Origin of the sequence: Actibacterium pelagium (assembly GCF_002285415.1) — a bacterium.
GTDB lineage: Bacteria > Pseudomonadota > Alphaproteobacteria > Rhodobacterales > Rhodobacteraceae > Actibacterium_B > Actibacterium_B pelagium.
This window is the reverse complement of sequence record NZ_NSBU01000007.1, coordinates 262,783-285,106: the sequence shown is the minus strand read 5'-3', so window position 1 is coordinate 285,106 and position 22,324 is coordinate 262,783. Positions and strand designations below refer to the sequence as shown.

Annotated in this window: 25 protein-coding genes and 1 tRNA gene; 8 read left to right on the top strand and 18 right to left on the bottom strand. The window is 58.3% G+C overall.

Annotated features, from left to right (window positions below):
• Positions 1–7: 7 nt before the first annotated feature.
• The 5 genes from CLM58_RS10290 to CLM58_RS10270 all read right to left on the bottom strand — a co-directional run bounded on the left by CLM58_RS10290 (position 8) and on the right by CLM58_RS10270 (position 4,354).
• Positions 8–442, bottom strand: a complete 435-nt coding sequence (locus CLM58_RS10290) for a baeRF12 domain-containing protein (RefSeq protein WP_095595846.1) — start codon at positions 440–442, stop codon at positions 8–10.
• Between the two features lie 77 nt (positions 443–519).
• Entirely contained in the window at positions 520–1,491 is a 972-nt protein-coding gene (locus CLM58_RS10285) for a Gfo/Idh/MocA family protein (RefSeq protein ID WP_095595845.1), read from the bottom strand.
• 47 nt (positions 1,492–1,538) lie between these two features.
• Positions 1,539–2,204, bottom strand: a complete 666-nt coding sequence (locus CLM58_RS10280) for a DUF2306 domain-containing protein (RefSeq protein ID WP_095595844.1) — start codon at positions 2,202–2,204, stop codon at positions 1,539–1,541.
• A 75-nt stretch (positions 2,205–2,279) separates the two neighbouring features.
• Complete coding sequence (rpoH, locus tag CLM58_RS10275; protein ID WP_095595843.1) at positions 2,280–3,176, bottom strand: RNA polymerase sigma factor RpoH; 897 nt, start codon at positions 3,174–3,176, stop codon at positions 2,280–2,282.
• Between the two features lie 149 nt (positions 3,177–3,325).
• Positions 3,326–4,354, bottom strand: a complete 1,029-nt coding sequence (locus CLM58_RS10270) for an RluA family pseudouridine synthase (RefSeq protein ID WP_095595842.1) — start codon at positions 4,352–4,354, stop codon at positions 3,326–3,328.
• On the opposite strand from CLM58_RS10270, the gene CLM58_RS10265 reads away from it, so the two are divergent.
• Entirely contained in the window at positions 4,344–4,658 is a 315-nt protein-coding gene (locus tag CLM58_RS10265; RefSeq protein WP_308422204.1) for a DUF6476 family protein, read from the top strand. The genes CLM58_RS10270 and CLM58_RS10265 overlap by 11 nt on opposite strands.
• A gap of 3 nt (positions 4,659–4,661) precedes the next feature.
• On the opposite strand, the gene CLM58_RS10260 is transcribed toward CLM58_RS10265, so the two are convergent.
• A complete protein-coding gene (locus tag CLM58_RS10260; RefSeq protein ID WP_095597058.1) occupies positions 4,662–4,850 on the bottom strand; it encodes a DUF6324 family protein in 189 nt (62 codons plus the stop codon).
• Positions 4,851–5,010: 160 nt separating this feature from the next.
• Between CLM58_RS10260 and CLM58_RS10255 the strand changes: the two genes are divergently transcribed.
• Positions 5,011–5,087: transfer RNA gene (locus CLM58_RS10255), tRNA-His, on the top strand.
• Between the two features lie 90 nt (positions 5,088–5,177).
• Positions 5,178–5,801, top strand: a complete 624-nt coding sequence (locus CLM58_RS10250; RefSeq protein WP_095595840.1) for a CDP-alcohol phosphatidyltransferase family protein — start codon at positions 5,178–5,180, stop codon at positions 5,799–5,801.
• On the opposite strand, the gene CLM58_RS10245 is transcribed toward CLM58_RS10250, so the two are convergent.
• Positions 5,784–6,227, bottom strand: a complete 444-nt coding sequence (locus CLM58_RS10245; RefSeq protein ID WP_095595839.1) for an MmcB family DNA repair protein — start codon at positions 6,225–6,227, stop codon at positions 5,784–5,786. The genes CLM58_RS10250 and CLM58_RS10245 overlap by 18 nt on opposite strands.
• 112 nt (positions 6,228–6,339) lie before the next feature.
• Here CLM58_RS10245 and CLM58_RS10240 point away from each other — a divergent pair, with 112 nt between their 5' ends.
• From CLM58_RS10240 to CLM58_RS10230, 3 genes are read left to right on the top strand one after another with little or no spacing between them, the layout of a single operon-like run.
• Positions 6,340–6,660 (top strand): ArsR/SmtB family transcription factor, encoded by a 321-nt coding sequence (locus CLM58_RS10240; RefSeq protein WP_095597057.1) that lies wholly within the window; start codon positions 6,340–6,342, stop codon positions 6,658–6,660.
• Positions 6,657–7,070, top strand: a complete 414-nt coding sequence (locus CLM58_RS10235) for an SRPBCC family protein (RefSeq protein ID WP_095595838.1) — start codon at positions 6,657–6,659, stop codon at positions 7,068–7,070. The genes CLM58_RS10240 and CLM58_RS10235 overlap by 4 nt, the downstream gene beginning before the upstream one ends.
• 3 nt (positions 7,071–7,073) lie before the next feature.
• Positions 7,074–7,499 carry an SRPBCC family protein gene (locus CLM58_RS10230; protein WP_095595837.1) on the top strand — a complete coding sequence of 142 codons (426 nt, stop codon included), beginning with the start codon at positions 7,074–7,076 and terminating at the stop codon, positions 7,497–7,499.
• 204 nt (positions 7,500–7,703) lie between these two features.
• Here the strand turns inward: CLM58_RS10230 and CLM58_RS10225 are convergent, their stop codons facing one another.
• Positions 7,704–8,000: a hypothetical protein gene (locus CLM58_RS10225; RefSeq protein ID WP_095595836.1), complete on the bottom strand. Its 297-nt coding sequence runs from the start codon at positions 7,998–8,000 to the stop codon at positions 7,704–7,706.
• Between the two features lie 78 nt (positions 8,001–8,078).
• A complete protein-coding gene (locus CLM58_RS10220; protein WP_229666121.1) occupies positions 8,079–8,717 on the bottom strand; it encodes a hypothetical protein in 639 nt (212 codons plus the stop codon).
• An 80-nt stretch (positions 8,718–8,797) separates the two neighbouring features.
• On the opposite strand from CLM58_RS10220, the gene CLM58_RS10215 reads away from it, so the two are divergent.
• Positions 8,798–9,490, top strand: coding sequence for an endonuclease/exonuclease/phosphatase family protein (locus CLM58_RS10215; protein WP_233133073.1), 693 nt, complete (start codon positions 8,798–8,800; stop codon positions 9,488–9,490).
• Here CLM58_RS10215 and nusB read toward each other — a convergent pair.
• The 8 genes from nusB to CLM58_RS10175 all read right to left on the bottom strand — a co-directional run bounded on the left by nusB (position 9,487) and on the right by CLM58_RS10175 (position 18,619).
• Positions 9,487–9,948 carry a transcription antitermination factor NusB gene (nusB, locus tag CLM58_RS10210; protein WP_095595834.1) on the bottom strand — a complete coding sequence of 154 codons (462 nt, stop codon included), beginning with the start codon at positions 9,946–9,948 and terminating at the stop codon, positions 9,487–9,489. The two genes, CLM58_RS10215 and nusB, sit on opposite strands and share 4 nt — an antisense overlap.
• A complete protein-coding gene (locus CLM58_RS10205; protein WP_095595833.1) occupies positions 9,945–10,493 on the bottom strand; it encodes a 6,7-dimethyl-8-ribityllumazine synthase in 549 nt (182 codons plus the stop codon). Before CLM58_RS10205 ends, nusB begins: the two co-directional genes overlap by 4 nt.
• Positions 10,494–10,496: 3 nt before the next feature.
• Positions 10,497–11,597 carry a 3,4-dihydroxy-2-butanone-4-phosphate synthase gene (gene ribB / locus CLM58_RS10200; protein ID WP_095595832.1) on the bottom strand — a complete coding sequence of 367 codons (1,101 nt, stop codon included), beginning with the start codon at positions 11,595–11,597 and terminating at the stop codon, positions 10,497–10,499.
• Positions 11,598–11,660: 63 nt separating this feature from the next.
• Entirely contained in the window at positions 11,661–12,830 is a 1,170-nt protein-coding gene (gene argE, locus CLM58_RS10195; RefSeq protein ID WP_095595831.1) for an acetylornithine deacetylase, read from the bottom strand.
• A 66-nt stretch (positions 12,831–12,896) separates the two neighbouring features.
• Positions 12,897–14,171, bottom strand: coding sequence for a DUF3422 family protein (locus CLM58_RS10190; protein ID WP_095595830.1), 1,275 nt, complete (start codon positions 14,169–14,171; stop codon positions 12,897–12,899).
• A gap of 186 nt (positions 14,172–14,357) precedes the next feature.
• Entirely contained in the window at positions 14,358–15,815 is a 1,458-nt protein-coding gene (locus CLM58_RS10185; protein WP_095595829.1) for an NAD(P)(+) transhydrogenase (Re/Si-specific) subunit beta, read from the bottom strand.
• 13 nt (positions 15,816–15,828) lie between these two features.
• Positions 15,829–17,400: a Re/Si-specific NAD(P)(+) transhydrogenase subunit alpha gene (locus CLM58_RS10180; RefSeq protein WP_095595828.1), complete on the bottom strand. Its 1,572-nt coding sequence runs from the start codon at positions 17,398–17,400 to the stop codon at positions 15,829–15,831.
• Between the two features lie 469 nt (positions 17,401–17,869).
• A complete protein-coding gene (locus tag CLM58_RS10175) occupies positions 17,870–18,619 on the bottom strand; it encodes a gamma-glutamyl-gamma-aminobutyrate hydrolase family protein (protein ID WP_095597055.1) in 750 nt (249 codons plus the stop codon).
• Between the two features lie 174 nt (positions 18,620–18,793).
• Between CLM58_RS10175 and pepN the strand changes: the two genes are divergently transcribed.
• The gene (gene pepN, locus CLM58_RS10170; RefSeq protein WP_095595827.1) at positions 18,794–21,346 is read left to right on the top strand and encodes an aminopeptidase N; all 2,553 of its coding nucleotides are present in this window, start codon (positions 18,794–18,796) and stop codon (positions 21,344–21,346) included.
• Between the two features lie 117 nt (positions 21,347–21,463).
• Here pepN and CLM58_RS10165 read toward each other — a convergent pair whose 3' ends face one another.
• On the bottom strand, positions 21,464–22,057 hold the full coding sequence (locus CLM58_RS10165; protein WP_095595826.1) for a transglycosylase SLT domain-containing protein: 594 nt from the start codon (positions 22,055–22,057) through the stop codon (positions 21,464–21,466).
• Positions 22,058–22,324: the final 267 nt, after the last annotated feature.

Genomic DNA, 22,324 nt, shown 5'->3' with positions numbered 1-22,324 from the left:
TTTGTAATTAAAACGCAGCGACTGTCGCAAAGTGATCTGAAAGTTCAGATAAAGGAATCGGAACAAGATCTTTGCTTAGTTCAGCGGTCAACGCTTCTGCCAATGGCCCATCAAGCTTGCCACGCAACGCCCCTAATGTCTTTGACGGAGCTGATAGGATCAAACGATCATATCCGTTTTTGGCCCAGATTTCCTTGGTTTTGTCCAAGATTTCATCGACAAAATGATCCCGCCGTTGGGTGCGTTCGTCGGTGCTGCGATCGAAACCGTGCCGCGCGCCGCCGCCTGTCGCCTGAGAACGCCCCGGAGTGTCAGCATAGCCCGGCTGTTCCGCCCCGGTCAGATGGTCGGTCTGAACCAACCCCTTACCAACCCCGCTGTTCACTAGGAAACGAGCTTCTTTCTCATTTGCGACAACAACAAGTGTCTGAACAACTTTCATGGTGCCCTCCTGCAAAATATGCAGGAAGAGTGCCACAAAGAACCTTGTCACACTTTGATGCAGCGCAAGCGCCGTGGTCAGGGCCGAGCAGAGGCAAAAGCCCGGTCAATGACCGCTTGTGTCCCCTTGGCATCTTCCAAAGACCACGGGTATTCGGCCCCGGTGCGCACGGTGTTACAGAAGTTCTCGACCTGCAGGACATAGTGGTTCACGCCCGGGAACCGCTCTACCCGCTCCGATAGTTCGGGCTGGTGCAGGTGCAATTCTGCCTGACTATAAACATTGGGATTGAAAGGCGCGGTCACCTTCAGCACGCCCCCGTCGCCGTGGAACGTGATCTCTTGCCGCGGGAACATACGCATGGACACCACACAGGTGTAGCTGAAGCCCTGAAACTGGGCCGCGACACGAGATATCACATCAACCTCATTTTCCCATGTGATGTTGGCACTGACGACTTTCGGTTCTTGCCCGGTCACGTAGCGCGTCGAGCCGATGGTGTAGACGCCGATATCCGGCAAAGCGCCACCGCCGGTTTCGGGGTGATTGCGGATGTTGGCTGTGTCGGCGCTGTTGTCATAAGAGAACACCGCATCCACATGCAGCAACTTGCCAATCGCACCGTCCGCTACCATTTGACGGGCGCGCTGCCATTGGGGGTGGTGGACGATCATATAGGCCTCGGTCAGCAGCAGACCTGTCCGGTCGCGCAGGGCGATCAACTCGTCGATGTCGTCGGCGGCCATCGCAATCGGTTTCTCACACAAGACGTGCTTGCCCGCCTCGGCGGCGCGCTTGGTCCATTCGACATGGAGATGGTTGGGCAATGGAATGTAGACCGCGTCGATGGTCGGGTCAGACAACAACGCGTCGTAACTTTCGTAGACCTGCAAAGCCGGACAAAAGTCCTGAAACGGCTTTGCCTTGTCAGCGGAAGAGGTCGCAATCGCTGCAAACTCTGCCCCGCGCGCGGCGTGGATCGCTGGAGCCATCTGTTGAAGTGCAAATTTCGAAGCGCCCAAAACGCCCCAACGGACCGGATCAGTCATCGGTATCCTCCTGAGTTGCCCTTAGGTTAACGCATCGACTGTTAGCGTCAACATTCAAGCGCAGATCTGCGTCTTTGCGTCCTGAACCACACCTCAAGAAGAAGAAGGTAAGGAAGGTAGAAAGCGAACACCTGAACCCTGTCAAAGGTGCCCGAAAAGTCCGGCAGGCTCCAAACTCCACCAGTCAAAATATACCAAACCGTGTAATGCACCCGGTAGAGCCACGATCCGACAGCAAGCACGAAGGTACGCAGCGCCCATTGGCGATGAATTTCGAATGAACCTTTCCGAGCATAGCGCACAGTTTGAAAGGCACAAACCAGCAGGCAAACGCCGTAGAGGGCGAAGCCAACGTCCATTATCGTTCCGCCAATCGTTCCTCGTAGAAAGATAAACGTAAGGCCCGCGAAGCCAGTCAAAATCGCGAGACCGAAGATCAGATAGCCTGCCACACGGTGAACCTTTGGCCATAAGCGACGCAGCCCGAGCAACAACTGAAGTGGCGCCAGCACTGTCAGCAAAGCGCCTGAAACCATATGGATAAATATCGCCCCATTAGAAAACGGCGCACCGGCGGTAAACAGGTATGTCTCTGTGCTCAGATCTTGGCTTAATCCACTATAGCCAAAGAAAAACGCGCGCAGCACAAAGGGCAAAACCAGAACCGCAAGCAAGCTTAACGACACCGTCAGTAGCAGGTCGCGTTGTCGCAAGTGTCTGTCCCCCCGCCTGTCGCCTAAAACAAAAAACGCCCGCGTCTGGCGGGCGTTTCCATTAATCGTATCGGATCAAACCGTTGCAAGCATGCCTTTTTCGCGGGCAAGGTTCTGCATGCGTTTCTGTAGCTTCTCGAACGCCCGAACCTCGATCTGGCGAATCCGCTCGCGGCTGACGCCGTATTCACCCGACAGTTCTTCCAGCGTCAGAGGCTGGTCCTGCAGACGTCGCTTCAGAAGGATATCCTTCTCGCGGTCGTTCAGCACTTCCATAGCGTCGGCCAGTAATTCACGACGGGTTTCCAACTCGTCCTTCTCGGCATAGGCCTCGGCCTGGTTGGCGTCTTCATCTTCAAGCCAATCCTGCCACTGGCTGGCGCCGTCCTCGTCCGACCCGATGGTCGCGTTCAACGAGGCATCACCACCCGACAGACGGCGGTTCATATTGATGACTTCTTGCTCGGACACGTTCAGATCATTCGCGATCTTTTCAACGTGCTCCGGACGCAGATCACCATCTTCCAACGCGCCGATACGCGCCTTGGCCTTGCGCAGGTTGAAGAACAGTTTTTTCTGAGCCGAGGTCGTACCCAGCTTCACCAGCGACCACGAGCGCAGGATATATTCCTGAATCGAGGCGCGGATCCACCACATGGCATAGGTCGCCAGACGGAAGCCCTTTTCAGGGTCAAACCGCTTCACGGCCTGCATCAGGCCCACGTTCGCTTCGGAGATCACTTCGGCTTGGGGCAATCCATAACCGCGATAGCCCATGGCGATCTTGGCCGCCAGACGCAGGTGAGATGTTACCATCTTGTGCGCCGCTTCCGAATCCTCACGTTCCACCCAGGCTTTTGCCAGCATGTATTCCTCTTCAGGCTCCAGCAGGGGGAACTTGCGGATCTCCTGCATATAGCGGTTCAGACCCTGTTCGGGGCTGGGGGCAGGAAGATTTGCATAGTTACTCATATGGGTCCCTCTGTTTGCGATACCAATTGCATCTAGGTACTTAACGTATCTGTTCAAGATTTCCGTCGCGAACCTGTCAACACTATGAACGCATCTATGCTTTCTCACCAATCACGAGAAGATGACGTCACACCGATGTGCGGAATGTTTCAGTGTCGCAAAGTCGAAATAAGCTGTGACATATCGTCAGGCAAAGGCGCCTCAAAAGACATTTTTTCTTTTGTTATAGGGTGGATAAAGCCCAAAGTTGCAGCATGCAAAGCCTGCCTTGGGAAGTTTCGGATGGCATTCAGCGCATCCGGCGAAAGCGCCTTTTCTGAAACTTTTCGCTTCCCGCCATAGGTCTGGTCCCCGATCAAGCCAAACCCAGCATAAGCCATGTGCACACGAATTTGATGGGTCCGGCCAGTTTCCAGCCAGCAATCGACCAACGAGGCAACCGGGGGTGTCCCAAAAGCCTCTTCGATCCGTGCGCGGGTGACTGCGTGGCGCCCACCCTGAAACAGAACAGCCTGTTTCTGGCGGTCATGTTTGTGCCGGGCCAGCTGCGTGGTGATTTTAAGAATATTGCTGCCGTCGAAACTGACGCCTCGCAGGCCCCGAAGGCGCGGGTCACCCGCGTCTGGGGCGCCATAAACCGCCGCTCTATAGTGCCGTTCCACCGTGTGCTTTTCAAACTGCGCAGCCAGACCAACATGCGCCTTGTCGCTTTTGGCCACGACCAGTAGGCCGCTGGTGTCCTTGTCGATCCGGTGCACGATGCCAGGGCGCTTTTCGCCGCCAATGCCGGACAAGCTGTCGCCGCAATGGTGCAGCAATGCGTTTACGAGTGTGCCGCCCGGGCTCCCCGGCGCGGGGTGAACCACCATGCCCACCGGTTTGTTAATGACGATCAGGGCGTCGTCTTCGAAAACCACGTCCAGCGGAATGTCCTCAGGACGTGTTTCAACGTCTTGGGCTTCGGTAAAGGTCAGCTCCAGCACATCCCCTTCGGCGACTTTGGTCCGTGGGTTGTCCAGCACCTCCCCTGCCCGCGCAACACCGCCTTCGGCAATCAGTTTCGCCAAACGCGACCGCGACAGGCCTTCTTCCTCTGGCACGTCCCGCGCCAAAGCCTTATCAAGACGGGGTGGCGGGTTTTCCGCGATTACGACAGAGAGGCTGCGGATGGCTGACATGGACAATGCTCCGATCGAGGTCGAGGAACCGGCGAACCTCAGGTTTTTGCGTATTCTGGTGACGGTTCTGACCGTCATAATGATTGCGGGCGTTGCGCTGATTATCGCCCTGCTTGTGATGCGCTTGCAACGGCCCGTAACGATGTCCCTGCCCGATACGATCACCCTGCCCCAAGGCACGACCGCCACGGCCTTTACACGCAGCACCGATTGGATCGCAGTTGTCACCGACGACAACCGCATTTTCATCTATGATGAAACCGGCGAAACCCTGCGGCAGGAAATTCAGGTTACGACTGAATAGGCCCTACTTTTTCATCGACCGTGCACGGTTGGCAGCGGCCCGGATTTCCTCGGCAATCTCTTCTGCCTCTTCCGGATCAAAATCCATCGGCAGGTCGATACCCTCGGCTTCGATATAGATTCGCACCATGCCCATGTCGGTCGGGCCGATTTGCAGGTTGGCGGCGATTTCGCTTTCCTTGTTGATGCTCATCACGTCATTCCTTTTGATCTTCACCCCGGCTAACGTTTTCAGGCGCTTGGCGCAAGTCCATGGCGTCATTCGGGCTTCTGGAAATGCAATAAACTGATGACCAAATTTCCCCGACAAGGACTTGCATTCCCCGCGCGGCGGGCGTAAATCACCCCCCAGTGCCGCCTTAGCTCAGTTGGTTAGAGCGCCTGATTGTGGATCAGGAGGTCCCCCGTTCGAGCCGGGGAGGTGGTACCATCTCTTTCTTTGCAGTTTCAAACATTTGCGTGAGCCCGCTTGCGTGCGCCCATCTTTTCGCAAAGATGAGCGGACCGATAGGAGCCCACCATGCTAGACGCTGCCATGCGCAAACTGATCGACCCACCGCTAAACCGGTTGGGTCAAATCGCGGCGCGGCGGGGAATCACCGCTGATACAGTCACGCTGATCGGCTTGGCCTTTGGATTGCTGGCTGCCGGAATTATCGCGTTGGGCGCGCCTTTGCTTGCCTTGCTGCCCCTCGCCCTAAGCCGAATAGCCGATGGGCTAGATGGCGCTGTCGCCCGTGCCACGCAGAAGACCGACTTTGGCGGCTATCTGGATATCACCTGCGATTTCATCTTTTACGGCGCGATTCCGATGGGGTTCGTTTGGATGGATCCGTCCGTGAACGGGGCCGCAGGGGCCTTTCTATTGGCCAGCTTCTACACCAACGGAGCAAGCTTCCTTGGCTACGCAATCCTTGCTGAAAAGGCCAAGATGGTCACCCAGGCGCGCGGGATCAAATCGCTGTACTTCACCGGGGGTCTTCTGGAAGGCACGGAAACCATAGCGTTTTTCGTCGCGCTATGTGTCTGGCCAGACCTCTTCCCCCTGCTCAGCTGGATTTTCGGAAGCCTGTGCTTTGTCACGGCTGCGTCCCGCGTTTTGCTGGCGCGGCGGGTGTTCGAAGGTTCAGATCAGGCCGGTTAGCTTCGGGTCACGCAGCGACTGCAGGCGTGTTGCCGCATGCCGGGCGAATTTCATCGTCATGACCTTGCGACGCGCTGGCGCAAGCTTACCCTCTGGCCCCATGCGCTGGATTTCGGCGTCATAGGGGTCGGCCAGGATCAGACCGGTGTCATCTGGCAAAAGCTCTACCGGGAACTCTGAATCCACGGCCCAGAAGAACCGATCACACCACTCCAGATAGCCCTGCCACTTACTATCGGACATGTAGTCAGCACGACTGGATTTGCATTCGATCACCCAGACCTCCCCCTTCGGGCCAAGCGCCATCACGTCCACGCGCAGGCCAGAGGTCGGCACCAGTTCCTCAACACAGACAAAGTCATGCGAGCGTAGGTGGCGGCAGACTCCACGGGCCAGAAGTTGTCCAGGTTGAAGAAGGTCATCCATCCCCCAAACATGAACAATACGTGAACAAAACGCAAGCGGCAAAACCTGTTGACATAATACCATAAGGTTTCATATTTAAATGATACTGATTGGTATCGCGAAAGGTGGCCATATGACCCCACAAGTTCAAGACAGCTTCAAAGCCCTCGCCGACCCAACCCGGCGCGAGATCCTGAAGCTGCTCAGCCAAGACGATATGACCATCGCAGAGGTCTCGACCCATTTCGACATGACACGCGCGGCGGTGAAGAAACACCTGACCATCCTTGAAACAGGCGATCTGATCCGGGTCGAGGCCCGGGGGCGCGAGCGGATCAATCACCTGAACCCTGATGGATTTGCCCCTGTCTTCGACTGGCTCAGCCATTTTGACCAGTTCTGGGATGACCGCCTGTCCGCATTGAAAGACGCTATTGAAAAGGACCTCCAATGACCGACACGACCATTCGAAAATCCGTTTTCCTGCCTGTCTCTAAACAGCACGCTTGGGATTATCTCACCAAAGCTGATTTGCTGAACAAATGGTTTCACCCTGCGGACGCCGATATGGCCCCGGGTCAGGATTACACTCTGCGCAGCCAGAAAGACGGCGACCGCATGTGCTGGGGCACTGTCGAGGAAATGGTACCGCACGATTACATGCGCTGGTCTTTCACCGTCGGTCCGGCCAACGGTGTGATGTCGACCGTAGAGTGGACCCTAAGCGACGCCCCGGGCGGCACCCGTCTGTCTTTGGTCCACAGCGGCCTGCCCACAGATGCCGAAGGCTTCGGCCTTGTCCTTGCGCTAGACAAAGGCTGGCATGGGTTTCTGGGCGGCCTGCGCAATTGCACGGAGGAGTGATAGGTGGACTATTCCGCGACCATTACCGTGCCTGCCGGTCCGGCAACGGCCAAACGCGCAATTTGCGACGAAATGCATATCTGGTGGACCAAACGCGTCGAGCTGGATGGCCCCATCGCGACGGTGCGGTTCAACAACTCGCATGCCACGTTTGATCGCGGTGAACCTGTAGGGGACACGATGCGATGGCCCTGTCTTGATGCCAACATGATTATCGAAGGTATCCCTGACACCACCGAATGGACGGGGACATCGCTGCGCTGGACAATCAAACCCGCCGGAGACGGCAGCAGCATTACCCTGACCCACGCGGGCCTGAACCAAAGCCTAGAATGCCTGGAGGTCTGCACCCGCGGCTGGCAGCACTTCTTCGAGACCAGCCTGAAAGCGCATCTTTCAGGCGACGCGCCCAGCCCCGAGACGCGATAACCCTTGCACCATCCGCCATTGCGCCCTACCTAAGGCGCTGGCGGGTGCTGCCCTTCTCGTGCCGAGGTCAGATTCCGGTGGCCTTAAGAAATTCCGAGGGAGCTGGCTCTGTCTGGACCCTGGTTCAGTTACCTGGCGCCCACCTGTGTAAGCAGGTCCTCGGGAATGAGTTACCTCGACGGCTGCGTGCGGGCCCGCCAACTTTTACTTCTCAACAGACACCGGTGCAGTTGCATAAGAGCGCAGCGGAATGCGTTTGCCACCTTTGGGGCCGCCCCTACGCTCGGCCATCATCAGGATTTTAAAGGCGAACTGGGCACCCGCGAAGATGATCCCGTTGCCCATGAATAGCATCACACCGGCCAGATACCCCGCAGATGAGCCCAGAACGAGGCCCTGCAAGCCCCCAATATCTAGCAACAGCAACATTCCAAGGAACAAGGCGGACAGGCCGAAACCGATCAGAACTTGTTGGATATAGAGGCGGATAAGCTTGGGCATTGCGGTCTCCTTTTCAGCAGGAACTACAACGATCTTAGCTCGGTCAAAGGCTTCGCCAAGGTGGCTTGCCGTCGCAGCTTAGCGGTGTCGCCTGAAAAATTGTCGGTTCAGCCGGATAAACTCTCTGATCATGCCCGCAGAGCCACCAAGCTCGCGTCCCTTGAGGTAAAAGAACCCGATCGTCGCCCCGATGAACGCCCCGATCATATCCACGATCATGTCCCACATCGTGTCCATCAGCCCGGACTTCTGCATGTTCAGGCCAAAGATCTGATCCATGAGGAACTCGAACACCTCCCACGACGCCCCGATGCTGATCGCCACGCAGAACGCCAGAACGGACATCGCAAAGGGCGGCGCGGCATAGCGGTCGCCCTCGAAAAGCAGCAAGACAAAGACCACGCCCATCAAGCCGAAGGCCATGGCTGACCCGCCGTGCAAAACCACATCCCACCACCAATAACGCCCGTAGAAGTCCCAGACCTCTCCTAAGAACAAGGTGGCGAAGATGAACAAGGTGATCAGCGCCAGCAATTGCACGGGCAATTGCACGCCCAAACGGCGACTGATGACAGTCGGGACATAAGAAATCAGCAATGTCCAGATCGACACAAAGGCCACGGACCATTGCCCACTTATGCCCGAAAAGATCAGCTCTCCGACCAGAAACAGGCGGATGGCTTTGATCAGTATTGTGTACCGAGACATGGTTTTCATGGGAAAAGGCTAGCGCCTGCGGCAGTTCGTATCAATGTGCGGTACTTACGCTGGCCATTCACGATCCCCATATGGGGTACATGAAACTGCGTGTCGCCAGCTACAACATTCGTAAATGCGTCGGGTTAGACCTGCGACGCAAGCCGGATCGTACACTGAATGTCATCGCCGGATTGCAGTCCGACATCGTGGTGCTGCAAGAGGCCGACAAGCGGCTTGGGCCACGCCCCTCTTCGATTCCGGTTCAGCATATCGAAGATCGTACGGGTCTGCGCCCGCTGCCCTTGGCCGCCAACGATGTCTCGGTTGGCTGGCACGGCAACGCGGTACTGGCGAGCCCGGACGTAGTCGTTAAAAAGGTTGATCGCCTGCATTTGCCGGGGTTCGAGCCTCGGGGGGCCGGCATCGCTGAAGTTGAGATTGGAGGTCAAACAATTCGCATCGTCGCAACCCATCTCGGGTTGATGCGCAAGCATCGTGCGCAACAGCTGCATTATCTGCGGCAGGAACTGGAGGCCCTACCTGATCTGCCGACTGTCATTGCTGGTGACATGAACGAATGGTCCCCCAATGCCGGTTTCGAGGCTTTGGGCACAGGCTTTACGCTGCATTCACCCGGCCGCAGTTTTCACGCCTCGCGCCCGATTGCCGGATTGGACCGGATCGGCCATTGCGGATCCTTTAGCCTGTATGACGCCGGGGTCAGCGAAACACCCGAGGCGCGCCGCGCTTCGGATCACCTTCCGGTCTGGGCTGATCTGACTCTGAATTAAAACGCGTCGGGCTGCGCTTCGCGCGCCATGTGGTCCAGAACCGCGTTCACGAATTTGGGCTCGCGGCCTTCGGGGAAGAAGGCTTTGGCCACATCAACGAATTCAGTGATGACGACTTTGGGCGGGGTGTCCGCCGCCACCAGTTCGGCACCCGCCGCCCGGAACAGCGCACGAATGGTGGGATCGATCCGGTCGATGGGCCATTTGGCCACCAGTGCGCGGTCGGTCATCTGGTCGATCTTTGCCTGCCAGTTCACGGCGTTCTCAAGGATCGAACGGAACAGGTCCACGTTGCCCTCGGCCATTTCCACACCGTCATATTCCGCACCAAAACGATGGTTCTCAAATTCCTTGCGAACGGTTTCGAAGGACTGGTCGGAATGTTCCATCTGGAACAGGGCCTGGACGGCATAAAGCCGGGAGGCAGATTTCTTTTGGCGCTTGTCTTCGCGGGTCATGCGGTGGGCGTTCCTTCGGCCTCTCCGGCCAGTTTGATCTCTTCCGCGGCGGGCTTGAAGCCAACGCCTTTGGTCTGGGCGCCCCATTTGCGCGAAAGTGCGATCAGGTGCAAGGCCGCAGCAGCCGCTCCGCCCCCTTTATTTTGCCCTTTAGGGTCTGCACGCACCTCTGCTTGCTCCTGATTTTCAACTGTCAGGATGCCATTGCCCAGACACGCGCCCTGCAGACCAAGCAAAGTCAGGCCACGGGAGCTGTCATTGCAAACCGTGTCATAGTGAGTCGTTTCGCCCCGGATCACGCAGCCAAGCGCCACGTAGCCGTCGAAATTCGACATGCGATGCGCGGTTGCAATGGCTGCCGGGATCTCGAGCGCGCCGGGCACTTCGACGATCTCATGCCAAGCACCTGCGGCTTCCAGCTCGGCGATGGCGCCTTCGACCATGTTGTCGGCAATATCTTTGTAATAGGGCGACACGACGATCAGCACCTTTACGGGCTTGTCGAACTCAGGACGTGGCGGGGTGTAATGGGATGCTCCGGCCATGGGTTAATCCTTTGCGATCGGGCGGGTGCCGACGATGCGCAAGTCATACGCATCCAGACCCAGATATTTCGTTTGGGGCGAGTTGGTCAACAAAACCAGATCATGCAGCCCCATGGCCGACAGGATCTGAGCACCCAGTCCGGTGTGCTTGATGGTCTTGGGGCCCTCTTCCTCGGGCGGCTCGATCTTGGCATGGGGTTCGCGGAACAGGCAGACGGCGCCGCGCCCCTCTTCCGCGATGATTTCCATCGCCGCTCCAAGTTCGCCCGTGTGTTCGGTATTGATGCCCAGAATGTCTTCCAGCACGCGCAGGGCATGGGTGCGGATCAAAACCGGCTCGGGCGTGGTGATATCGCCCTTGGTCAGAACGATATGCTCGACCCCGCTGGTCTCCTCTGTGAAGAGGCGCATCTGCCATTCGCCGCCATGGGCGGACTGGACGGTTTGCGTGCGCGTTTCTTTCACCAGATGGTCGTGGCGGCTTCGATATGCGATCATGTCCGAGATCGTGCCGATCTTCAGCCCATGTTTCTGCGCGTATTCGACCAGCTGCGGTAAGCGCGCCATGGTGCCGTCTTCGTTCATGATCTCACAGATCACCCCGGCAGGTTTCAGGCCCGCCAGACGCGACAGGTCAACGGCCGCTTCGGTATGGCCTGCGCGCACCAGAACGCCCCCGTCCCGCGCTTTCAGCGGGAAGATGTGGCCCGGCGTCGCCAGATCGGCGTTGGTCATCGTCTCGTCAATCGCGACCGAGATGGTCAGCGCCCGGTCAGCGGCAGAGATGCCAGTATCGACCCCTTCGCGTGCTTCGATCGACACGGTGAAAGGCGTTTCATGGCGCGAGGAATTGCTGACCGCCATCATCGGCAGTTTCAGCGCCTCACAGCGTTGGCGGGTCATCGGCAGACAGATCAGCCCGCGCCCATGGGTGGCCATGAAGTTGATCGCAGCGGCATCTGCAAACTCGGCGGGGATCACCAGATCGCCCTCGTTCTCGCGGTCCTCATGGTCGACAAGGATCACCATTCGGCCCTGACGGGCTTCTTCGATGATCTCCTCGGTCGAGGACAATGCGTGCGCGAATTCAGAGTTTTCAGTCATGGCCGGTCTTTCAAGTTTCAAAACCAGTTACCGCGCGAGGCGGGAAATGGCCAGTAAAAGCAGTTAGCCTTGGCGCTGTAACGTAGCGAGAAGTGCCTGCATATAGGCCTGTCCGGCCTCGAATTGCGCAATCGAGATATACTCGTTCGGCTGATGGGCCTGTTCAATATTTCCAGGCCCGCAGACAACAGCCGAATAACCGGCCTCTTGAAACTGCCCCGCCTCGGTTGCGTAGCTGACGACATGGTTGGCATTGTCGCCCGTAAGCGCGCGGGCGATGGCTTCGGCCTCGCCATTCTGTTCCGGGACCAGCGCGGGGATGTCGAACTTGGGCACCAGATTCACGCCGGCATCCGGTTGGATCGCGCTGATACGTGCATGGATCTTATCGACCTCTGCCACGAAAGCGTCTGCCCACTGGGCGGTCGTCTCTCCGGGCACGATGCGATAGTCAAAGGTAAAGCGGCAATCCAGTGCGGTGATATTGCTTGCGGTGCCGCCGTTCACAACCCCCATGTGCAGCGTCGTGAATGGAGGGTCAAACGGCGCAGCCAGATCGGACACTTTGCCCGCGTTCGCTTCGTTCTGCTCGTTCGCCCATTGGATCAGCCGACCGGCCTCCATCGTCGCGGATACGCCATAGGGCAGCAGCGAGGAATGCACCTCATGCCCGCGGATATGGACAGAGAAACCACCCATCCCCTTGTGGCCGGTGACCACTTTCATCATCGAGGGCTCGCCCACCAAAACCGTCGCGCCGCGCGGCATTCCATGGCTAAGCATATGCTCGATTAAAGCCGGGGCACCGATGCAGCCCAGTTCCTCGTCATAAGATAGGGCCAATTGCAAAGGGCGTTCTAGGTCCATCTTATGCGCCTCGACCAGCGCCCAGATCGCAAGCGCGTCATACCCCTTCATGTCACAGGTTCCACGCCCGTAAAGCTTGCCGTCTTTCTCGACCACTTCAAACGGGTCGGTGTTCCAAGGCTGACCATCAACAGGCACAACATCCGTGTGACCCGATAGGACAATCGCGCCTTCGATCTCGGGGCCTACATGGGCATAAAGCGCTGCTTTCTTGCCGCACGGACTGTCCATGCGAACCGGTGCGACCCCCTGAGACCGCAAGTACTCTTCCAACCAATCCACCAGCGGCAAATTGCTGTCACGACTGACGGTCGGGAAAGAGACCAGTTTCTCAAGAAGTTCGCGAGGGCTGAGCGTGCGGGCCATATTGCCTGTCCTAATTCGTACCGGCTTAAACTGAGCACAGCACGAGTAGAGGTCAAGCGCGAAACCCTAATGCATCGAATGTTTGATCCGTCGCACCAACCACCAGACCAGACCGATCACCGGCAAGGTGACCGCTGCCGTCAGCATGCCCTTCGAAATTTCCAAAGCCTCTGCCAGTGGATACAGCAGGTAGGTCGCCAACGAGACTGCGTAATAGCTGATCGCGACGACCGACAGCCCTTCGACGGTTTGCTGCAGACGCAGGGCAAGATCGGCCCGGCGGTCCATGCTTTCCAGCAGTTTCTGGTTCTGCTTGGACCGGGCCACATCGACCTGTGTGCTAAGCAACTGACCGGCGCGCCCTGCCCGTGCTGTCATTTTCGCCAAGCGCTTGCTGGTCGATTCAACGGTGCGCATCGCCGGATCGAAGCGGCGCATCATGAATTCGGTGAAGGTTTGGCGTCCGCCAATACGCGCCTCGCGCAGGACCTCGACACGCTGGTTTACGATCGCCTCATAGGCACGCGTGCCACTGAACCGAAATGCTGCGGCGGCCTGCATCGCCTCTAGCTCGGCGGAAATAACAAGCAACTTGTCCAACGACCGCTCAGGGTCGTTCTCCTTCAGCGGCAGTTCTGCGACGAGCGCCGTCAACCGTTCCTCAAGTTCTGCCATGCGTGGCGCAAGATGGCGGACCTTGGACAGGCCCAGCATTGCCATCGACGTATAGATCTCGATCTCGCAAATCCGCTGAAGGATGCGCCCTACCCGCTGTGCCCCTGTATCCGGGTTGGTGAAAACCGCAAACCGGGCATTGCCAATTCCGTTCAGCCGGAAATCGCTGGCGATCAGCGCGCTTTGGTCCAGCACGGTCGAGACGGCAAGGCTTTCAGACTGGAACCATTCATCAAGCTCTGGCGGCGTTTCGTCACCCGACAGGTCATATGGCGCGATGTGGATCTGCATCGATGTGATCCGGGTCGCATAAAGCCCTGCCACCCAATCATCCGGGAAAACCTCGAAATCGGCCGGGTCAAACGGCCGGGCACCGGCCCCGTCGAAGAAGACGGTATAGGTGACAAACTCTGTGTGCCGTTCCCACTTCAGGCGGTGCTGGCCAATCTCACCGCTGTAGTGTTTTGCGTCGGGCACCGGATGCACCGCGCCATAGCGGTCAAGCAGGCGGATCAGAGCCTTCAGCGGTTCATCCTCGGGCGTTTCCTCGGCAGGCTTCAAGGCAAGACAGATCGCCCGCCCTGGGGAATCCTGCACCGGAAATGGCCGGGCATGCAGTTCGTTCCGCGTCGAGAAACGGCTTGGGTGGTCGATCAGTTTATCCATGGTCGGTCCGCTCGTTGAATTCGCCCCTTTTAGCAAAGATTTGAAAAATTACCACGTAAAAACATTGGGTTAGCGGAATACATTTGCATACCGGACCGGCAGCACTGCAAGAGACGGTTAAATCGGGTCATGAAACAAAAAGCCCCGCCAATTTGGCGGGGCTTTCGTGTGTTATGTGTGACTGGCTCACTCGATCATGGTGAGGAGCTTGTCCAGCGATGCTTTCGCGTCACCGTAGAACATGCGCGTGTTCTCTTTGTAGAACAGCGGGTTCTCGATGCCCGAATAGCCGGTGCCCTGACCCCGCTTGGAGACGAAGACCTGCTTCGACTTCCAGCACTCCAGAACCGGCATGCCGGCGATCGGCGAGTTCGGGTCCTCTTGTGCGGCCGGGTTCACGATGTCGTTCGAGCCGATGACGATGGAAACATCGGTTTCCGGGAAGTCGTCGTTGATCTCGTCCATTTCCATCACGATGTCGTACGGCACTTTGGCTTCTGCCAGCAGAACGTTCATGTGGCCCGGCAGACGACCCGCAACCGGGTGGATCGCAAAGCGCACGTTCTTGCCTTTGGCACGCAGGCGTCGGGTCAGTTCCGCGACGTTCTGCTGTGCCTGAGCAACGGCCATACCGTAGCCAGGGATGATGATGATGCTGTCGGCATCTTCCAGAGCCTGTGCAACGCCGTCCGCCTCGATCGCGATCTGCTCACCCTCGACTTCCATTGCAGGACCAGAGGTACCGCCAAAGCCACCAAGGATAACGCTGACGAACGAGCGGTTCATCGCCTTACACATGATGTAGGACAGGATCGCACCCGAAGAACCGACCAGCGCACCGACCACGATCAGCAGATCGTTGCCAAGCGAGAAGCCAATCGCCGCCGCGGCCCAACCCGAGTACGAGTTCAGCATCGAGACAACAACAGGCATGTCCGCGCCACCGATACCCATGATCAGGTGATAGCCGATGAACAGCGCGGCAATGGTCAGGATCAGCAGCGGGAAGACGCCGCCAGAGTTCAGGTACCAGATCAGGCACAGAACCGAGATCGCAGCAGCCGCTGCGTTCAGCAGGTGGCCACCCGGCAGCTTGGTTGCCGCAGAGGTCACTTTGCCAGACAGCTTGCCATAGGCGATGACAGAACCGGTGAAGGTTACCGCACCGATCCAGACGCCAAGCACCAGCTCGACGCGCAGGATGCTGGCCTCAACCGGGATCTTCTTGGCCAGAAGTGCAGCAAAGCCATCAAGACCTGCTGCCAGGTCTTTCGGCAAAGGCAGCGTGCCGTCCGGGCTCATCGCGATGACGCGGCCCAGTTCGATATGCGCGTTGAAGCCCACGAAGACAGCCGCAAGACCGACCAGCGCGTGCATACCGGCAACCAGTTCTGGCATCTGGGTCATTTCGACTTTTGATGCCAGCATGTAGCCGATGACGCCGCCCGCTGCGATCAGGATGACCGACAGCCACCACAGACCGGCACCGGGGCCGATCAGGGTTGCAACAACCGCCAGCGCCATGCCGACGATGCCGTACCACACGGCGCGTTTCGCGCTTTCCTGACCCGACAGGCCACCAAGCGAGAGGATGAACAGAACAGCCGCAACAACGTAAACGGCGGTAGTGAAGCCCAATTCCATAATCCCGGCCTCCTTAAGATTTCTGGAACATGGCGAGCATGCGCCGTGTTACGAGGAAGCCGCCGAAGATGTTGATCCCGGCAAAGAAGACCGAGATCGCGGCAAGAAGGATCACGAGGAAGCTGCCAGAGCCAATCTGCAAAAGCGCCCCCAGAATGATGATCGACGAGATCGCGTTGGTCACCGCCATCAGCGGTGTGTGCAGCGAGTGGCTGACGTTCCAGATCACCTGGAAGCCAACAAACACGGCCAGAACGAACACGATGAAGTGCTGCATGAAGCTGGCAGGCGCCACGGTGCCCATCGCCAGCATGATCGCACCACCAATGGCCAGCAGGCCAACCTGCTGCTTGGTCTGTGCCTTGAAGGCCGCAATTTCCTGCGCGCGTTTTTCTTCAGGGGTCAGCTCTTTGGGCTTCTCCTGAGACTTCGCGGCAATCGCCTGCACTTTTGGCGGGGGCGGCGGGAAGGTGATTTCACCCTGATGGGTAACCGTCGCGCCACGAATGACATCGTCTTCCATGTCGTGGTTCACCTGACCGTCTTTTTCCGGGGTCAGGTCAGCCATCATGTGACGGATGTTGGTCGCGTACAAAGTCGACGATTGGGTCGCCATGCGCGACGGGAAGTCGGTGTAGCCGATGATGGTCACACCGTTGTCGGTCACGACCTTCTCGTCCGGCACGGTGCCTTCGACGTTGCCACCACGTTCGGCGGCAAGGTCAACGATGACCGAACCCGGTTTCATCGCTGCGACCATGTCCTCCAGCCACAGCTTCGGTGCCGGGCGGTTGGGGATCAGGGCGGTGGTGATGACGATGTCGATATCAGGGGCGATCTCGCGGAACTTCGCCAACTGCGCGTTGCGGAACTCTTCCGACTGCACCGAAGCGTAACCGCCGGTGGCCGCGCCATCCTGCTGTTCTTCCTCGAAGTCCAGATAGACGAACTCGGCGCCCATGGATTCAACCTGCTCGGCCACTTCGGGGCGTACGTCAAACGCGTAGGTCACGGCACCCAGAGAGGTCGAGGTCCCGATCGCGGCCAGACCGGCCACACCAGCACCAACGACCAGAACGCGCGCCGGAGGAACTTTGCCTGCAGCGGTGATCTGACCGGTGAAGAAACGACCAAAGTTGTTGCCCGCCTCGATAACGGCACGGTAGCCCGCGATGTTGGCCATGGACGACAGCGCGTCCATCTTCTGAGCGCGGCTGATCCGCGGCACCATTTCCATCGCGATGACGCTTGCACCGGATTTCTTGGCCGCTTCCATGCCCTCTTCGTTGCCCGCCGGGTTGAAGAAGCTGATCAGCGTCTTATCGGCCGTCAGGCGTTTCAATTCGGTCGCGTTCGGCTGGCGAACCTTGGCGATGATGTCGACCTGTTTCCAAAGCGCGGCGGCGGTCTTGATGACCTCTACACCGGCTTCCTTATAGGCAGCATCTGTAAAGCCGGCGGCTACACCTGCCCCGCTTTCAATTGCACAGTCATACCCCAGCTTCTGAAGCTGACGGGCAGAGTCAGGCGTCATCGCAACGCGATTTTCGCCCTCGAATACCTCTTTGGGTGCTCCGATTTTCACTCTTCTATCCCTCTTCGCTTGTAATGGCACAGCGGAGGAGGCCACGTGCCATGATGCGCCGTACCATTGTTAAGATGCTTCATACATGCAAGCCCGAATGGAGACGGACGTTAATTACGTGCGGTTATTTTCTGGGGAAATTTTATTGCGCACAGAATTTATGCAACCGCAGCATAGCTTTATTTTTCTTGCGCAAATTGGACTATTCGGGGTCCGCTTGGCGCAATGACAATATACCGCAGGCAATTTATCGCCAGAGTCGGTCTGCTCCCTACGCATTTAGACCCTGAAACCGCACAGGGTCGAGAATCAGTATCCCTTTATTTCAATTGATAAATTTAACTGACTGTGCATTTCGAACGCCACAATTGTGCGAATTTCTTCAGAACCAGCCAAGAATACCGCGAAGGTATTGGCCCACGTACCACCCCTTGCGCCTGACTGTGCGATCGCGGCTTGGCCTCTGCGATCAAGCCTTCGCCCAGGTTCGGACGGCGTCGCCAAAGGCCTCGAACAGCGGGCGCGAAACAGGGTCGGTCGCAGCGCAATATTCCGGGTGCCATTGCACCGACAGGCTGAACCCTTTTGCATCACGGATATAAGTTGCCTCGGGCGTTCCGTCCTCTGCATGGCCATCAATAACAACCCGTGATCCGGCGGTTTTGATCCCCTGCCCGTGCAGCGTGTTCGTCATCACCTTGGTTGCCCCAAACAGGTTGTGGAACGGGCCACCCTCCGAGACGGTCACCGTGTGGCGCAGGGCAAACTTCTCTTCCAGAGTTCCATCAGGCGGCATCCGGTGGTTCATACGCCCCGGCAATTCGCGGATTTCGGGGTAAAGCGTTCCGCCCATGGCCACGTTGACTTCCTGAAAGCCACGACAGATGCCAAGAAACGGCTGACCACGGTCAACCAGCGCCCGGATCAAAGGCAGAGTGATCGCATCGCGGGCCCGGTCAAACGCGCCATGCGCCGCGGTCTCGGCCTCTCCATATTCTTCGGGGTGAACGTTGGGGCGACCGCCCGTAAACAGGAACCCGTCACAAGTTTCCAGCAGTTCCCCCACCGTCACAAAGCGTGGGTCGGCAGGGATCAGCAGCGGCATGCAGCCCGCAACCTCTGACACGGCCAGAGAGTTCATCGTACCACCAGCATGGGCCGGGTATTCATCATTCAGCAGATAGTGGTTGCCGATAATGCCAACGATTGGCCTGGACATGATTTCCCCCAAGAACACACGCTTATTCACCGAATATAGCGATACATGGCCTGCGCCCCAGCGCAAGAGCCGCACAACATCTGTGCGCTGTCCTTTTGAGTGCTTGCCGTCCACTTGAGTGCTTGCCGTCCACGTCAAACAGGTTCACTTTGTGCCGACACACAGGAGCGCCGAATGACAAACCCCGCACAGCAAACGATCTGGCTTAAGGACTATACCCCCCCGGCCTATCTGGTCGAGAGTGTCAGCTTGACCTTCGCCCTTGCCCCCCGCGCAACTAGGGTGGTGTCAAAGATCGCGTTCCGCCCGAACCCCGAGACGGCTGATCGCAGCTTTTTCCTGCATGGCGAACAGTTGAACCTTCTTTCGGCGAAGATTGACGGGAAAGAGGTCACTCCAGACGTCACCGAGGACGGCCTGACCTGCCCCGCCCCAGACGCACCATTTGTCTGGGAGGCCGAGGTCGAAATCTCGCCCGAGACCAACACCGCCCTCGAAGGCCTGTACATGTCGAACGGCATGTATTGCACCCAGTGCGAGGCCGAGGGGTTCCGCAAGATCACCTACTACCCTGACCGCCCCGATGTGATGGCACCGTTCACCGTACGGATTGAAAGCGACCTGCCGGTGCTTCTGTCGAACGGGAACCCGTCCGCCAGCGGCGACGGATGGGCAGAATGGCACGACCCGTGGCCCAAACCTGCTTATCTCTTCGCACTGGTCGCCGGAGAGCTGGTTAACCACCCCGACCGGTTCACCACAAAATCCGGCAAGGATGTTGAACTGAACATCTGGGTCCGCCCCGGGGATGAGGGCAAATGCGCCTATGGCATGGACGCGCTAAAGCGCTCGATGACATGGGACGAAGAGGTCTATGGCCGCGAATACGATCTGGACATCTTCAACATTGTCGCTGTCGACGACTTCAACATGGGCGCGATGGAGAACAAGGGGCTGAACATTTTCAACTCTTCCGCCGTCCTTTGTTCGCCAGAAACCAGCACCGATGCGAACTTCGCCCGCATCGAAGCGATCATCGCGCATGAGTATTTCCACAACTGGACCGGCAACCGCATCACCTGTCGCGACTGGTTCCAGCTTTGCCTCAAAGAAGGCCTGACCGTCTATCGCGACCAACAGTTCTCGCGTGATATGCGGGGCGAGGCCGTCCACCGGATCGAAGAGGTTCTGGCCCTGCGTGCGCGCCAGTTCCGCGAAGATGCGGGGCCATTGGCCCATCCGGTGCGGCCCGAAAGCTTTGTCGAGATCAACAATTTCTACACCGCCACCGTTTATGAAAAGGGTGCCGAGGTGATCGGGATGCTCAAGCAACTGGTGGGGGACGAAGGCTATGCCAAGGCCTTGGACCTGTACTTTGAGCGCCATGATGGCGACGCCTCGACGATCGAGGACTGGCTGAAGGTCTTCGAAGATGCCACCGGCCGCGATTTGACCCAGTTCAAACGCTGGTATTCGCAGGCCGGAACTCCACAGGTCCGCGTGACGGACGATTATGCCGATGGGCGCTATACCTTGACGCTGGAACAAGAAACGCAGCCCACACCGGGCCAGTCCAACAAGGACCCGCTGGTCATCCCGGTGGCGGTCGGTCTGCTGAACCCCAATGGTGACGAGGTCCAGCCAACCACCGTTCTGGAACTGACCGAGGCCAAGCAAAGCTTTACCTTCGAGGGCCTGTCCAGCCGCCCGGTGCCGTCGATCCTGCGTGGGTTCTCGGCCCCAGTGACCATCCAGAAAGACAGCGACGACGCAGAACGAACCTTCTTGCTGGCCCATGACACCGACCCGTTCAACAAATGGGAGGCCGGGCGCACTCTGGCAAAATCGGTTCTTTCACGCATGGTCCTGAACGGAGAAACGGCGCCGACGTCGTATCTGGACGCGCTAAGGGCCGTGGCACGGGACGACACGCTGGACCCTGCCTTCCGTTCTCTGGCGCTTGCCCTGCCCGGCGGCGAGGACATGGCCCAGTCGATTTTTGCGCTTGGTCACTGCCCTGACCCGGACGCGATCTTCCGAGCCTGTCGATCCCTGCGCGATGCAATCGCAGCGCATCTGTCAGAGCCGCTTGCGTCTCTCTACGATCAAATGGCAATCGACGGGCCGTTCTCGCCCGATGCCAAGGACGCGGGCCGTCGCAGTTTGCGCCAAAGCGCGTTGTCCTATCTGACCCGCCTTGACGGCGGAGAGCGCGCAACTGCCCTGTACGCCGCTGCAGACAATATGACTGAACAACTTGGCGCGCTAGCCAGCCTGATCGCCAATGGTCACGGCCAGTCCGAGGTGCAAAGTTTCGCCAACCAATGGGGACACGATCGTCTGGTCATGGACAAATGGTTCGGCCTGCAGATCAGCCATGCCCAGCCGGAAGAGGCCGTTTCGACCGCAGAGGCCCTGACCCAGCGCGACGACTTCGACTGGAAGAACCCCAACCGGTTCCGCTCGGTTATTGGCGCACTGGCGATGAACTCTGCCGGATTCCATCAGGCTTCGGGTGCGGGATACGCTTTCGTAGCAGACTGGCTGATCCGCATGGACGAAGCCAACCCGCAGACCGCTGCCCGCATGTCTACCGCTTTTGACAGCTGGCGCCGCTATGACGCGGACCGTCAGGGCATGATCCGCGACGCATTGACCCGAATTGGCGACCGTCCGAATGTCTCGCGCGATATGGCCGAGATGGTGACGCGAATGCTGGGCGCCTAAGCGGGAAAATCATCACCCAAGCATTACAACAGAGTGATGCTTGGGCTCATCCAAGACAGTATCGACGCGCTTCGGCGCTTTTGGATGCCGAAGGTGCTGACCAACCAGCGTGTAACCTTAGTTGCAGTAGTCCTGCGCGCGGGTCCATTCCATGATGTCTTGCCGTTTTCTGCGCGAATGGAAGGGCCCCCAATCCGCAGCCACGCCCCGCATCCCCGAGGAAACCACCCCGTCCCGAGGAACCGTCGAAGCCCAGATACGCACGGCGCAGGACAGGTTCGCGGGGCCATCCTGCAACGCCTGACCAGAGCGCGCCACGCAGCCATAGGCGCGTGCAGTTCCGGGCGAGATTTGCAGCAATCCATGCCAGCGCCCCTCTCCACCGACAGCGTCGGGCTGCCAAGTGCTTTCATGTTTGGCAAGCGCAGAGGCCAGTCCGGACCAGAAGGCGCGACGGTCTTCCATGTCATTGTCCGGATAAGCAGGGCAGTAGTCTTGGATATCATCTGGGACCAAGGACGGCAGCACCGCCCCATGAGTTTCAAGCGCTGTGAAAGCGGCCCCTGTCCAGTCATCCCCGTCTGGCAGATGATCCCAGCGCATCGCGGGCACTTCAGACCTTGTGGCCGCGTCTAAATCCGCATCGCTGGACGCGCAGGCACTAAGCGTGCTGGTGATCACCAGCGCAATTGGAGCAAAATAACGAAACATGAAACACGCCTCTGATTAAGTTTGACGCAGATTGCATTCGGCAAATGACTTCGTCCATACCGCTTATTTTCAGACGGCGGGATCTGGCTTATGCGCCACCCAAAGGGGTTGCACGTCAAACTCTCTGTCAGATTGCCTAGTTTCACCCTATCTATTCAGAAAACCGCGTTATTTGGGGGATCCTGCCCGGTGGAGGCGCGACAGTTGGCACAGGGGGCCTTGCCCCCTGCGCGCCCCTGCCCTAGAACGCTGAACGACCTCGTAACA

Bases quoted from the DNA above. Each gene is read 5' to 3' on its own strand.
- CLM58_RS10290 (WP_095595846.1), bottom strand. From the start codon at position 442: ATGAAAGTTGTTCAGACACTTGTTGTTGTCGCAAATGAGAAAGAAGCT.
- CLM58_RS10285 (WP_095595845.1), bottom strand. From the start codon at position 1,491: ATGACTGATCCGGTCCGTTGGGGCGTTTTGGGCGCTTCGAAATTTGCA.
- rpoH (WP_095595843.1), bottom strand. From the start codon at position 3,176: ATGAGTAACTATGCAAATCTTCCTGCCCCCAGCCCCGAACAGGGTCTG.
- CLM58_RS10265 (WP_308422204.1), top strand. From the start codon at position 4,344: ATGGCTGACATGGACAATGCTCCGATCGAGGTCGAGGAACCGGCGAAC.
- CLM58_RS10270 (WP_095595842.1), bottom strand. From the start codon at position 4,354: ATGTCAGCCATCCGCAGCCTCTCTGTCGTAATCGCGGAAAACCCGCCA.
- CLM58_RS10260 (WP_095597058.1), bottom strand. From the start codon at position 4,850: ATGAGCATCAACAAGGAAAGCGAAATCGCCGCCAACCTGCAAATCGGC.
- CLM58_RS10250 (WP_095595840.1), top strand. From the start codon at position 5,178: ATGCTAGACGCTGCCATGCGCAAACTGATCGACCCACCGCTAAACCGG.
- CLM58_RS10245 (WP_095595839.1), bottom strand. From the start codon at position 6,227: ATGGATGACCTTCTTCAACCTGGACAACTTCTGGCCCGTGGAGTCTGC.
- CLM58_RS10240 (WP_095597057.1), top strand. From the start codon at position 6,340: ATGACCCCACAAGTTCAAGACAGCTTCAAAGCCCTCGCCGACCCAACC.
- CLM58_RS10235 (WP_095595838.1), top strand. From the start codon at position 6,657: ATGACCGACACGACCATTCGAAAATCCGTTTTCCTGCCTGTCTCTAAA.
- CLM58_RS10225 (WP_095595836.1), bottom strand. From the start codon at position 8,000: ATGCCCAAGCTTATCCGCCTCTATATCCAACAAGTTCTGATCGGTTTC.
- CLM58_RS10220 (WP_229666121.1), bottom strand. From the start codon at position 8,717: ATGAAAACCATGTCTCGGTACACAATACTGATCAAAGCCATCCGCCTG.
- CLM58_RS10215 (WP_233133073.1), top strand. From the start codon at position 8,798: ATGAAACTGCGTGTCGCCAGCTACAACATTCGTAAATGCGTCGGGTTA.
- nusB (WP_095595834.1), bottom strand. From the start codon at position 9,948: ATGACCCGCGAAGACAAGCGCCAAAAGAAATCTGCCTCCCGGCTTTAT.
- CLM58_RS10205 (WP_095595833.1), bottom strand. From the start codon at position 10,493: ATGGCCGGAGCATCCCATTACACCCCGCCACGTCCTGAGTTCGACAAG.
- ribB (WP_095595832.1), bottom strand. From the start codon at position 11,597: ATGACTGAAAACTCTGAATTCGCGCACGCATTGTCCTCGACCGAGGAG.
- argE (WP_095595831.1), bottom strand. From the start codon at position 12,830: ATGGCCCGCACGCTCAGCCCTCGCGAACTTCTTGAGAAACTGGTCTCT.
- CLM58_RS10190 (WP_095595830.1), bottom strand. From the start codon at position 14,171: ATGGATAAACTGATCGACCACCCAAGCCGTTTCTCGACGCGGAACGAA.
- CLM58_RS10185 (WP_095595829.1), bottom strand. From the start codon at position 15,815: ATGGAATTGGGCTTCACTACCGCCGTTTACGTTGTTGCGGCTGTTCTG.
- CLM58_RS10175 (WP_095597055.1), bottom strand. From the start codon at position 18,619: ATGTCCAGGCCAATCGTTGGCATTATCGGCAACCACTATCTGCTGAAT.
- pepN (WP_095595827.1), top strand. From the start codon at position 18,794: ATGACAAACCCCGCACAGCAAACGATCTGGCTTAAGGACTATACCCCC.
- CLM58_RS10165 (WP_095595826.1), bottom strand. From the start codon at position 22,057: ATGTTTCGTTATTTTGCTCCAATTGCGCTGGTGATCACCAGCACGCTT.